General features: G+C 61.6%; 10 protein-coding genes and 1 riboswitch. Of the genes, 1 reads left to right on the top strand and 9 read right to left on the bottom strand.

Features of this window, described 5'->3' with window-relative positions; all coding sequences use genetic code 11:
- Positions 1-2,473: alanine--tRNA ligase (alaS, locus tag ACIOUG_RS22970; protein WP_401068879.1), on the bottom strand; the 2,473-nt coding region annotated here is incomplete at its 3' end.
- Positions 2,474-2,619: 146 nt separating this feature from the next.
- Complete coding sequence (gene ltaE / locus ACIOUG_RS22965; protein ID WP_401068877.1) at positions 2,620-3,624, bottom strand: low-specificity L-threonine aldolase; 1,005 nt, start codon at positions 3,622-3,624, stop codon at positions 2,620-2,622.
- Positions 3,625-3,901: 277 nt separating this feature from the next.
- Positions 3,902-4,072: riboswitch (FMN riboswitch) on the top strand.
- A gap of 101 nt (positions 4,073-4,173) precedes the next feature.
- Between ltaE and ACIOUG_RS22960 the strand changes: the two genes are divergently transcribed.
- Complete coding sequence (locus ACIOUG_RS22960) at positions 4,174-4,683, top strand: 6,7-dimethyl-8-ribityllumazine synthase (protein WP_225136011.1); 510 nt, start codon at positions 4,174-4,176, stop codon at positions 4,681-4,683.
- Positions 4,684-4,805: 122 nt separating this feature from the next.
- Here the strand turns inward: ACIOUG_RS22960 and astE are convergent, their stop codons facing one another.
- From astE to ACIOUG_RS22925, 7 genes are all read right to left on the bottom strand, one after another.
- Complete coding sequence (gene astE, locus ACIOUG_RS22955) at positions 4,806-5,816, bottom strand: succinylglutamate desuccinylase (RefSeq protein ID WP_401068874.1); 1,011 nt, start codon at positions 5,814-5,816, stop codon at positions 4,806-4,808.
- A gap of 12 nt (positions 5,817-5,828) precedes the next feature.
- Entirely contained in the window at positions 5,829-6,116 is a 288-nt protein-coding gene (locus ACIOUG_RS22950) for a topoisomerase II (protein ID WP_096795018.1), read from the bottom strand.
- A 57-nt stretch (positions 6,117-6,173) separates the two neighbouring features.
- Positions 6,174-7,520, bottom strand: a complete 1,347-nt coding sequence (gene astB, locus ACIOUG_RS22945; RefSeq protein WP_401068872.1) for an N-succinylarginine dihydrolase — start codon at positions 7,518-7,520, stop codon at positions 6,174-6,176.
- A gap of 166 nt (positions 7,521-7,686) precedes the next feature.
- A complete protein-coding gene (astD, locus tag ACIOUG_RS22940; protein ID WP_401068881.1) occupies positions 7,687-9,156 on the bottom strand; it encodes a succinylglutamate-semialdehyde dehydrogenase in 1,470 nt (489 codons plus the stop codon).
- Positions 9,153-10,178 (bottom strand): arginine N-succinyltransferase, encoded by a 1,026-nt coding sequence (gene astA, locus ACIOUG_RS22935; RefSeq protein WP_003227276.1) that lies wholly within the window; start codon positions 10,176-10,178, stop codon positions 9,153-9,155. Before astA ends, astD begins: the two co-directional genes overlap by 4 nt.
- A gap of 51 nt (positions 10,179-10,229) precedes the next feature.
- Positions 10,230-11,249 carry an arginine/ornithine succinyltransferase subunit alpha gene (aruF, locus tag ACIOUG_RS22930; RefSeq protein ID WP_401068870.1) on the bottom strand — a complete coding sequence of 340 codons (1,020 nt, stop codon included), beginning with the start codon at positions 11,247-11,249 and terminating at the stop codon, positions 10,230-10,232.
- A 251-nt stretch (positions 11,250-11,500) separates the two neighbouring features.
- On the bottom strand, positions 11,501-12,530 hold a 1,030-nt coding region (locus ACIOUG_RS22925), incomplete at its 5' end, for an acetylornithine/succinyldiaminopimelate transaminase (RefSeq protein WP_401068868.1).

The raw sequence follows: 12,530 nt of genomic DNA, 5'->3' as shown, positions 1-12,530 counted from the left end.
CTTTGAGTTGGCCAGTCAGGTCCTTGGTTACGCCTGCAACCAGTACGACCTTTTCCTCATGGACACTGCCGAGCAGGATCACTGCGCGGCCGAGTTTGTTTTTCAGCTGATCGACCAGCGCCAGCAGCGCCTTGCCGTCCTGACCGTCCAGACGTGCGGCAAGCACCTTCACGCCTTTGACGTCGACTGCCGAGTTCGACAGATCGTCGCCCGCGGCGCTGGCGGCCTTGGCCTGCAACTGCTCGAGTTGCTTTTCCAGCGCGCGGTTGCGCTCCAGCACGGCCGACAGCTTGTCGATCAGATTGTCGCGGCTGCCCTTGACCAGGTTGGCCGCTTCCTTGAGTTGTTCTTCAGCAGCGTTCAAGTAGGCCAGTGCTGCAGCACCGGTGACCGCCTCGATACGACGCACGCCCGATGCCACACCGCCTTCGCTGATGATTTTCAGCAGGCCGATGTCGCCGGTACGGTTGGCGTGGATACCGCCACACAGCTCGACGGAGAAGTCACCGCCCATGCTCAGCACGCGCACGTTGTCGCCGTACTTCTCGCCGAACAGCGCCATCGCGCCTTTCTGCTTGGCGGTCTCGATGTCGGTCTCTTCGGTTTCAACCGCGGAGTTCTTGCGGATCTCGGCGTTGACGATGTCTTCCAGCGCCTTGATCTGCTCAGGCTTGATCGCTTCAAAGTGGCTGAAGTCGAAGCGCAGACGCTGGCTATCGACCAACGAACCCTTCTGCTGAACGTGCTCGCCCAACACCTGACGCAATGCAGCGTGCAGCAAGTGGGTGGCCGAGTGGTTCAGCGAAGTCGCGTGGCGCACCTCGGCATCGACGTGGGTCTCCACTGGCGCGCCGACGGTCAGGCTGCCGGAATCCAGCACGCCGTGGTGCAGGAAGGCGCCGCCGGTCTTGGTGGTGTCACGGACGTCGAAACGTGCGTTACCGGCCTGGAGGAAACCGCAGTCGCCGATCTGGCCGCCGGATTCAGCGTAGAACGGCGTCTGGTTCAGCACGATTACCGCCTCTTCGCCTTCATTCAAGACGTCGACCGACTGGCCATCTTTATAGATAGCGACGATTTTTGCCGAACCGCTGGTGTCTTTGTAGCCGGTGAACTCAGTGGCCACATCAACCTTGACCAGGGTGTTGTAGTCCAGACCGAACGAGCTGGCCGAACGCGCACGCACACGCTGAGCTTCCATTTCACGCTCGAAGCCGACTTCGTCGACGGTCAGACCGCGCTCGCGAGCGATGTCGGCGGTCAGATCCATCGGGAAACCGTAGGTGTCGTAGAGTTTGAACACCACGTCGCCCGGCACCACGGTGCCTTTGAGTTCCAGCAGATCCTGTTCGAGGATCTTCAGGCCGTGCTCCAGGGTCTTGGAGAACTGTTCTTCTTCGGCTTTCAGTACGCGCTCGATGTTGCTCTGCTGCTTCTGCAGTTCCGGGAAGGCTTCGCCCATCTCGGCGACCAGCGCCGCGACGATCTTGTAGAAGAAGCTGCCGGTAGCGCCCAGCTTGTTGCCGTGACGGCAGGCGCGACGAATGATCCGGCGCAGCACGTAGCCGCGGCCTTCGTTGGACGGCAGCACGCCGTCGGCGATCAGGAAACCGCACGAACGGATGTGGTCGGACACCACTTTGAGCGACGACTGATCGCCATTTTCGCAGCCGATGGCTTCAGCCGAGGCTTTGAGCAGGTTCTTGAACAGGTCGATGTCATAGTTGGAATTGACGTGCTGCATCACCGCACTGATCCGCTCCAGGCCCATGCCGGTGTCGACCGACGGCGCTGGCAACGGATGCAACACGCCATCGGCGGTGCGGTTGAACTGCATGAACACGTTGTTCCAGATCTCGATGTAACGGTCGCCGTCTTCTTCCGGCGAACCCGGTGGGCCACCCCAGATGTGGTCGCCGTGATCGTAGAAAATCTCGGTGCATGGGCCGCACGGGCCGGTATCGCCCATGGTCCAGAAGTTGTCGGAGGCGTACGGCGCGCCTTTGTTGTCGCCGATGCGGATCATGCGCTCGACCGGCACACCGATTTCTTTGGTCCAGATGTCATACGCTTCGTCGTCGGAGGCGTAGACGGTGACCCAGAGTTTTTCCTTCGGCAGTTTCAGAACGCCGGTCAGGAAGGTCCAGGCGAAGGTAATCGCGTCGTGCTTGAAATAGTCACCGAAGCTGAAGTTACCGAGCATTTCGAAGAATGTGTGGTGACGAGCGGTATAACCGACGTTTTCCAGGTCGCTGTTCTTGCCACCGGCACGCACGCACTTCTGGCTGCTGGTTGCGCGGGTGTACGCGCGCTTTTCCTGGCCCAGGAAGCAGTCCTTGAACTGGTTCATCCCCGCGTTGGTGAACAGCAGGGTTGGGTCGTTGCCCGGAATCAAAGAGCTGGAGGCTACACGGGTGTGGCCTTGCTCTTCGAAGAAGCGAAGGAAGGCTTCACGGATTTCTGCGCTTTTCATTAGCTTCTTCCACGGAGGCTGCGGCCAAAGGCCTGTACGAAACGTCAACAGACGAAACGACGGCAAAGGGCCGCATTATATCGGCCCTTCGCGCGGGGTACAGCGTGTTTATACGATAGTAACGGTCAATTGGACGGCTAACGCTGTCACTTGCGCGAAAACTCGACGAATGTCGCGATCACTTGCTCGATTTGCGAGCGACTGACGTCCATGTGCGTGACCATGCGCAAGCGCGCCGCGGCGCTCAACTTGATCCCGCGTTCGGCGGCAAACGCCTTGAGCGCTTCGGCACGGTCGCCCATTTGCACGTAAACCATGTTGGTCTGCACCGGCTCGACGCTGAACCCGGCCTCGCGCAAGCCTTCGGCCAAAAACTGTGCGTTGGCATGGTCATCCGCCAGGCGCTCGACGTGGTGATCCAGCGCATACAGCCCCGCCGCTGCCAGCAACCCGGCCTGACGCATGCCGCCGCCAACCATTTTGCGCAGACGCCGGGCCTTGCCGATCAGTTGCTCAGTGCCACACAACACCGACCCCACCGGCGCGCCGAGGCCCTTGGACAGGCACACCGACACCGAATCGAAATGTTGCGTGATCTCGCGGGCATCCACCCCGAGCTTGACCGCCGCGTTGTACAGCCGCGCGCCGTCCAGATGCAGGGCCAGACCGTGCTCCTGCGTGAATTGGCGCGCGCGGGCCAGATACTCCAGCGGCAGCACCTTGCCCTGCACGGTGTTTTCCAGCGCCAGCAGACGGGTACGGGCGAAGTGGAAGTCATCCGGCTTGATCGCCGCCGCCACTTGAGCCAGATCAAGCGAACCGTCGGCCTGCACTTCCAGCGGCTGCGGCTGGATCGAACCGAGCACCGCCGCACCACCGCCCTCGTACTTGTAGGTGTGCGCCTGCTGGCCGACGATGTATTCGTCGCCACGTTCGCAGTGCGCCATCAGGCCCAGCAGGTTGCTCATGGTGCCGGTCGGCACGAACAGCGCGGCGGCAAAGCCCAGGCGTTTTGCCAGTTCCGCCTCCAGACGATTGACCGTCGGATCTTCGCCGTACACGTCATCACCGGTGGCCGCCGCAGTCATCGCGTCGAGCATGGCAGGAGTCGGTTGGGTGACGGTGTCGCTGCGAAGATCGATAACGCTCATGAACCTGGCCTCAGAGTCAGCAGGGGAAATCCCTTTTCGAAGGTGAATTACTGCGGTCATGGCGCCGATTAATCAACCCTTGAACGCAAAAAGGTCAGATTACTTCTTGAGAACACACCATCCATGTGGGAGCGAGCCTGCTCGCGAAAGCAGTGTGTCAGTCAGCAGATGTGTCACTGACAGACCGCCTTCGCGAGCAGGCTCGCTCCCACAGGGTTCTGTGCAAGGCCGGAAAATATGTGATAAAAACGCTGCGCCGCCCGACAAAGGGCGGCAAAAACGTTCTCAGGGCGGGGTGCAATTCCCCACCGGCGGTAATTGCGCGCAATGCGCATAGCCCGCGAGCGCTTGGCGACGACACGGCATTGGCGGTGATCGGCGGCAAGGTCAGCAGACCCGGTGTGATTCCGGGGCCGACGGTCATAGTCCGGATGAAGAGAGAACGGGATTGACACCAAAGGGCCGCCCGCGCGCTTGTGTGCTCGTGCGTACCCTTGAATCCCTTTCGATTCATAACGCCCTGTTTTTCACACAAACAGGAGTCAGAACATGCAACCCACCGCTATCGACAGCAAAAGCAAACACCCTCACGGCGAGCGCGTCGCGTTCATCCAGGCCTGCTGGCACAAGGAAATCGTCGACCAGAGCCGTAAGGGCTTCGTCGCCGAAATGCTGGCTCAGGGTTATCAGGAATCGGACATTGATTTCTTTGAAGTCGGCGGCGCCTTTGAAATGCCCCTGCACGCCAAGTTGCTGGCCAAAACCGGTCGTTATGCCGGTATCGTCGCGGCTGCTCTGGTCGTCGACGGCGGCATCTACCGTCACGAGTTCGTTGCCCAGTCGGTGGTCAGCGGCCTGATGCAGGTGCAGCTGGAAACCGAAGTGCCGGTGTTCTCGGTGTCCCTGACCCCGCACCACTTCCATGCCGGTGAAGAACATCAGAAATTCTTCTTCGAGCACTTCGTGCACAAGGGTCAGGAAGCGGCCAGAACCTGCGCGGACACGCTGCAGAAGGTTCGTGCGCTGCGTCGCACAGAGCCACGTGCAGTCGCCGTCTGATCACGAAACCAAACCTGTAGGAGTGAGCCTGCTCGCGATAGCGGAGTATCAGTCGACCACGATGGCGACTGACACATTGCGATCGCGAGCAGGCTCACTCCTACATTGGATAGGTGTTGAACTCAGGCGAGATTTTCGTCAGTGGCCGGCACGATCAGGATGCCCGCACGCAAGCCGTTCTTGACCTTGGGATTGGGGAAGATGATCCGCGCGCCCTCTTCCTCGATGATCCAGCGGGTATTGGCCAGATCTTCGGCCAGCAGATAACCCACGTCCAATTCGGAAAAGTTTTCGATGTCCACCGGCAGATTCAGGCGGAACGCATCGCTGTGCTTGATGATTTCCCGGGCGACGCTGAACAGCTGCAAACCATCCAGCCCCTCTTCAGCCAGATCCGGCTCATTGCCCTCGATGATCTGCTTCAGCCGGGTTTCCAGGCGTGAAACGTCCACCCCTTCGTTCTGCCCGAACGGCCGCGCCTTGCCCAGTTCCAGAGTGAAAGCCTCGGCGCCGAGCTTGTCGTAGGTGTAGGAGCTGAAGACGATCGACGGCTTGTTCTGCAGCAGCACCGCTTCCATCCCGGCGGCACGCAGACGCGCCAGTTCGCGGCGCGAATGCTGGCGACCTTCTTTCCACGGATACAGCGCGAATTGCTCGATCTTCGAACCACGAATCGCCGTGTGCAGGTCATAGTGCAGGCGCTGACGATCCGCCAGGCTGAAGAAACTCGCCGCCAGCCGTTCCAGCTCACAGGCGCGGATGGCTTCGGAACCGCTGGTTTGTTCATGCCGGCCGTTGAACAGCCGATTGACGTCCTGCTCGACGAAGCGCTCGCCCTTGCGAATCGCTTCCGGGTTGCCGAACAGGAACAGAATGCGTGCCCGCGGTTTCAGATCGCCGCGAGCGATGTCATGCAGCAGCCGATCGAGCAGTTCGATCGGCGCTGTTTCGTTGCCGTGGATGCCTGCCGACAGCAGCAGGTCCAGACCATTGTCGCGCGCTTCGGGCGGCCGGACTTCCAGCGCACCCTCGCTCAACCAGCGCATGCGCACGCCTTCGACAGTCAGTTGAGTCTTCTCCGCCGGTTCGCGGCCGGCGAGGGTCAGTTCAAGCAGTTTGCCGAGGGCGAGCATAGAGCGGTTTCCTTAGTGATCGTGGTTGCAATCCGGGCCGTGCACGTGGTCTTCGTCGCCGACTTCGGCCGGTTCCATTTCCAGTTGCAGACTTACCAGATTAGTCGCCAATGGGCGCAGCAGCAGGTTGGCGTACTCGGCATCACCTTCTTCGACGTCCACGCCGATCAGCAGTTGGCCACGGCCGTCCTGCTGGATCCACAGCTCTTTGCCTTGCCACATGACCGCGACGCGGGTGCACGAGGTTTGCAGTTGCGTGCCGTCGGTGTCTTCAAGGATCAGCTGCAGGGAATCGCTCATGTTTTTACTCTCTTGGGGAGACAAGCCGCGCGCCGCGTTCAGGCGACGCGCCGGCCATCAATTGATCTGGAATGGATAAACCGCGCCCAGTTTAAGGATTTGCGTCAGTTCATCCAGTGCCGTCCGGCATTCAAGCAGCAACTGCGGGTCCGCCAGATCGGTTTCGCTCAGGCGGTCGCGGTAGTGCTTTTCAACCCATGCGGTCAACGAACCGTACAACGGGGCCGTCATGATAACCCCTGGGTTGACGGCCGCCAGCTCGGTTTCGTTGAGCGCGACGCGCAGTCGCAGGCACGCCGGACCGCCGCCGTTCTGCATGCTCTGCTTGAGGTCGAAGACTTTCACTTCGCGGATCAGGCCGCCGGAACTGGTCAGACCTTGCAGGTAGTTCCACACGCGCTCGTTTGCCTGGCACTCTTGCGGCACGATCAGCAGCATCGAACCGTCAGGACGCGACAGCAACTGGCTGTTGAACAGATAGGAGCGCACCGCGTCGTCGACGGAGACCGCCGAACGCGGTACACAGACCGACTGGAACTTGCCGCCGACCTTGGCCAGTTTGCCCTGCAACTCGGCCAGCATCTGCTCGGTGTCGAGGAACGCATCCTCGTGATAGAACAGCACCTCGCCGTTACCCACCGCGATCACGTCGTTGTGGAACACACCCTGGTCGATCACCGCCGGGTTCTGCTGCGCGTAAACCACGCCTTCGTCACGCAGACCGTGCAGGCGCGCTACCGCTTGCGAGGCTTCCAGGGTCTGCCGCGCCGGGTACTTCTGTGGCGCCGGGTAACGGGTGTCGAACGCACTGCGACCGAACACGAAAAACTCGACACCGGCCTCGCCGTACTCACGGCAGAAACGCGTGTGGTTGGCCGCGCCTTCGTCACCGAACTGCGCCACCGCCGGCAACGCGGCGTGATGGGCGAAGTGTTGCTGATCGGCGAACATCGCGCCGAGCACGCGGCTGGTGGTCGGGTGTTCGATGCTGCGGTGGTATTTGCAGTTGAGGTTGGCGGCGGTGAAATGCACGCGACCGTCAGCGGTGTCGGCACTCGGGCTGACAGTGGCGGCGTTGGCCACCCACATGCTCGATGCCGAGCAACTGGCGACCAGCAACGGCATGGCTTCTTTCGCTGCACGCTCGATCACTTGCGCGTCGGTGCCGCTGAAACCCAGACGGCGCAACGCGGCCACGTCCGGACGCTCCTGCGGCGCCAGCACGCCTTGCTGAAAGCCCATTTCCATCAGCGCTTTCATTTTCGCCAGACCTTGCAGCGCCGCTTCCTTCGGGTTCGAGGATTGCTGGCTGTTGCTCTGGGACGCGACGTTGCCGTAGGACAGACCACCGTAGTTATGGGTCGGCCCCACTAGACCGTCAAAATTGACTTCATAGGATTTCATCAGCGAGGCTCCACGAGAATCTGTTGTTATAGGCTTCAGTAACTAACTGTTCAGTGCGACCGCGTCGCGGCCATCGCTGGCAAGCCAGCTCCCACAGTGATTGCGTCGTACACAAAATGTGTGATCGCCTTCGACCCTGTGGGAGCTGGCTTGCCAGCGATTGGCATCACACCATTTTCACGCCAGGCGTCAGGGTCGCCGGCAACACCAGGCTCGGCGTTTCCAGCGAAGCCACCGGGTACGCGCAGTAATCTGCCGCGTAGTAGGCGCTGGCGCGATGGTTGCCCGAAGCCCCGACACCGCCGAACGGCGCGCTGCTCGCGGCACCGGTCAGCTGTTTGTTCCAGTTGACGATACCGGCGCGGCTCTCCAGCCAGAATTGCTGATAACGATCTTCGGAATCCGACAGCAAGCCCGCCGCCAGACCGTAAGCGGTGTCGTTGGCCTCGCTGATCGCCGCAGCGAAATCGGCGTAGCGGATCACCTGCAGCAACGGGCCGAACAGTTCTTCGTCCGGACGCTCGGCGACTGCGCTCACATCGAGAATGCCCGGAGTCAGCAAAGCCGATTGCGCTTGCGGCTGAGTCATCGCCAGCAGCGACACCGCGCCATTGGCCAGCAGGTGCTGCTGGGCATCCATCAGCGCTTTCGCCGCGCCAAGGGAGATCACCGAGCCCATGAACGGTGCCGGCTGTTGATCGAACGCACCGACTTCGATGGTCGCACTGACTTCCACCAGACGCTTGAGCAGGCTGTCGCCCCACGCGCCTTGCGGCACCAGCAGACGACGCGCACAGGTGCAGCGCTGACCGGCGGAGATGAAGGCCGACTGAATGATCGTGTAAACCGCCGCGTCCAGATCAGCTACCTGATCGACCACCAGCGGATTGTTGCCGCCCATTTCCAAAGCAAGAATCTTGTCCGGACGCCCGGCGAATTGCTGATGCAGGTGATTGCCGGTGCGGCTGGAACCAGTGAAAAACAAACCGTCGATGCCCGGGTTCGCGGCCAGCGCGATGCCGGTTTCGCGAGCGCCTTGCAGCAGGTTCAATACACCGGCCGGCAGACCGGCTTCGATCCAGCACTTGACCGTCAGCTCGGCGACTTTCGGCGTCAGTTCGCTTGGCTTGAACAGCACGCTGTTACCGGCCAGCAGCGCCGGCACAATGTGACCGTTCGGCAAGTGGCCCGGGAAGTTGTAAGGGCCGAACACCGCCACCACACCGTGTGGCTTGTGGCGCAGCACGGCGGTGGCGTCGCCCAGCGGGCCACTCTTCTCGCCGGTACGCTCGCGGTAGCTCTGCACCGAAATCGCGATTTTGTTGACCATGCTGGTGACTTCAGTCGCGGCTTCCCACAGAGGCTTGCCGGTTTCCTCACCGATGGTGCGGGCCAGTTCGTCGCTGTGGTTTTTCAGGGCGGCGGCGAAAGCTTCAAGCACGCTGATGCGCTCGTCCAGCGAACGCCGCGCCCAGCCTGGAAACGCCTGACGCGCAGCTTGCACGGCGGACTCGACCTGAGCGGCGGTGGCGCCCTCCCCCGACCACAGCACTTGCTGGGTCACCGGGTTCAGCGACTGAAAGGCTTCGCCCTGACCGGCCAGCCATTCACCTGCGATGTATAGCGAATTCATTATTTCGACTCCCGAGCAGCAGACAACGCCACGGCACGCACTTGATCGCCGGCGTTGAGTTGAAGACGTTTGGCGGTCTGCGGATCAACCACCAGTGTGCCGGCAGCCAGACGGGCCGGCGCAGCCGTGATGCGGCAGTCTTCGCGCTTGCGGTTATGGATGATGAACGGCGTGGCGTCATCGCCCGGCGTACCGATCGCCAGCACCAGCGCTTCGCTGTCGCGGACTGCACGGATCTTGCTGGTTTCACACTCGATGGCCGGGCCGGCGTCGAAGATGTCGACGTAGCCCTGATAGCTGAAACCTTCGCTCTTGAGCATCGCCAGCGCCGGCTCGGTGTCCGGGTGCACCTGGCCGATGACGTTACGCGCATCCGGCGACAGGAAGCAGGTGTACAGCGGGAATTTCGGCATCAGTTCGGCGATGAACGCCTTGTTGCCGACGCCGGTCAGGTAATCGGCCTGGCTGAATTCCATCTTGAAGAAGTGCCGACCGAGGCTTTCCCAGAACGGCGAACGACCGGCCTCGTCGGAGACACCACGCATCTCGGCGATGATCTTGTTGCCGAACAGCTCGGGGAATTCAGCGATGAACAGCATGCGCGCCTTGGACAGCATGCGGCCGTTCAGACCGGTGCGGTAATCGGCGTGCAGGAACAGCGAGCACAGCTCGGAGTTGCCGGTCAGGTCGTTGGCGAGGAACAGCGTCGGAATCTCGCGATAGATGTTCAGCTCTTGCGAGGCGCTGACGGTCAGGCCGACGCGGAAGTTGTACCACGGCTCACGCAGACCGACCGCGCCGGCGATGGCGGAAATCCCCACCACCCGGCCGTTGTCGTCTTCGAGCACGAACAGGTAGTCCGCATCGCCACGGCCGGCTTCGCCGCGAAAGGTCTTCTCGGCCCAGCCGACCCGATGGGTCAGGCGTTCTTCGTTGGCCGGCAACGTGGTCAGGCCGGTGCCGGTGCTGCGTGCCAGGTCGATCAGCGCGGATAAATCGCTGCTGCGTACGGGACGAACAATCATGCTATCTCCTCAAACGGGCCGCCTTCGCCACCCGTGAAACTCGCTAAGGCGTTAAACCGCCACCAGGCGCACGCTGGCACCTTCACCGACGCCCAGGGCTTCGGCTGCTTCCAGATCCAGGGTCACCGGTTTGCCCGGCGCGTAATCGAGTTCCAGCAACACTGCGCGGTAATCCTGCAACTGCGCGTTGGCCACCAGATACTGGCGCCCGGCGCCTTTGACCGGCTCGCCGATCTTCACCGGCACCACGCGGCTCTGGGCGATCGAACGGATCCCCGAAACACGCGCATGCAGGGTCGGGCCACCGTCGAAAATGTCGATGTAGTGATCGGTCTCGAAGCCTTCGCGCATCAGGATGTCGTAGGTGATCTGCGCACGCGGGTGCACCTGGCCCATCGCTTCTTGCGCGGAGTCCGGCAGCAGCGGCACGTAGATCGGGTAATGCGGCATCAGCTCGGCGAGGAACGTGCGGCTCTTCAGGCCACACAGACGCTCGGCCTCGGCGTAGTTGAGGTCGAAGAAGTTGCGACCGATGGCATCCCAGAATGGCGAGTCGCCGTTCTCGTCGCTGTAGCCGACGATCTCGGTCACCACCGAATCAGCGAAACGCTCCGGGTGGCTGGCGACAAACAGCAAGCGACCACGGGAGTTGAGCTCAGACCACGGCGAACCGACCAGCTCGCGCTGCACGTAGAAGCTGGTCAGCAAGCTGTTGCCGGTCAGGTCGTGGCACTGCGAGAGCACGTGGATCTTGTTGTGGATCTTCAACTCGCGGGAGGCGTGGACGAAGGTCTCGTTGCGGAAGCTGTAGAACGGCTCGGAGTAACCGGCCGAGGCAACGATCGCCGAGCAGCCGACCAGTTTGCCGGTGGCGGTGTCTTCGAGGACGAAGAAGTAGCTCTCCTCGCCGTTGAAGCTCACTTCGGCGGCAAACGAGGCTTCGCTTGCGGCGATCTTGTCGCTCAGACGTTCCACGTCATCCGGCAAGGAAGTGACACCAATCGGGCTGTCCGCAGCCAGACGCTGTACCTCGCCCAGATCAGCCATTTGCGCAGGGCGCATCACCAGCATGGTGTCACTCCTTTTCTCTTATAAAAATTTACTGAAGAAATAGCCGGGCCACTACAGACATCAATATTGAAATGAACCTTGTGGTGAGGGGATTTATCCCCGATGGGGCGCGTAGCGGCCCCAAAAAGCTTGGGGCTGCTGCGCAGCCCATCGGGGATAAATCCCCTCACCACAGGCTCACTCCTACAGTGGATCGGGTCCGGCATAAAATTTTGATCGACGCCCGAAATCCTCGGGCGTCGAAGGGTCTATCAGGCTTGCGTCAATGCTGCTGCGGCGCGTTCGAAGCGGTCCAGACCGGCGTCGATATCGGCGTCTTCCACCACCAGGCTCGGGGCGAAACGGATCACGTCCGGGCCGGCCTGCAGAATCATCAGGCCTTCTTTTTCAGCGGCGTTGAAGATGTCCTTGGCCTTGCCTTTCCAGGCGTCGCTCAGCACGCAACCGATCAACAGACCGAGGCCACGCACCTGAGTGAACAGGCCGTACTTCTCACCGATCTGCTGCAGGCGGGTCTTGAACTTGTCGTGCTTGGCGTTGACGCCGTTCAGCACCTCAGGGGTGTTGATCACGTCGATCACCGCTTCAGCGACGGCGCACGCCAGCGGGTTGCCGCCGTAAGTGGTGCCGTGGGTGCCGACGACCAGATGCTTGGCCAGCGCTTCGGTGGTCAGCATCGCGGCGATCGGGAAACCACCGCCCAGGCTCTTGGCGCTGGTCAGGATGTCAGGGGTCACGCCGTAATGCTGGTAGGCGAACAGGTGGCCGGTACGGCCCATGCCGGTCTGCACTTCGTCAAACACCAACAGCGCGTTGTGCGCGTCGCACAGTTCGCGGGCACCTTGCAGGTAAGCCAGTTCGGCCGGCAGTACGCCGCCCTCGCCCTGGATCGGTTCGAGCACGACCGCACAGGTCTTATCGGAAACCGCCGCTTTCAGCGCGGCCAGATCGTTGTAAGGAACGTGGGTGATGCCGGTGATTTTCGGACCGAAACCGTCGGAGTACTTCGATTGGCCACCGACGTTGACGGTGAACAGGGTACGGCCGTGGAAGCTGTTGAGCGCGGCGATGATCTCGTATTTTTCGCTGCCGAAACGGTCGAACGCCACGCGACGGGCCAGCTTGAACGCGGCCTCGTTGGCTTCAGCGCCCGAGTTGCAGAAGAACACGCGCTCGGCGAACGTGGCGTCGATCAGCTTGTGCGCCAGGCGCAGGGCCGGTTCGTTGGTGAACACGTTGGACACGTGCCACAGCTTGTTCGCTTGCTCGGTCAAGGCACCG

The sequence above is a fragment of the Pseudomonas sp. NPDC087803 genome, assembly GCF_044742995.1.
GTDB lineage: Bacteria > Pseudomonadota > Gammaproteobacteria > Pseudomonadales > Pseudomonadaceae > Aquipseudomonas.
This window is presented reverse-complemented; position numbering and strand designations above follow the sequence as displayed.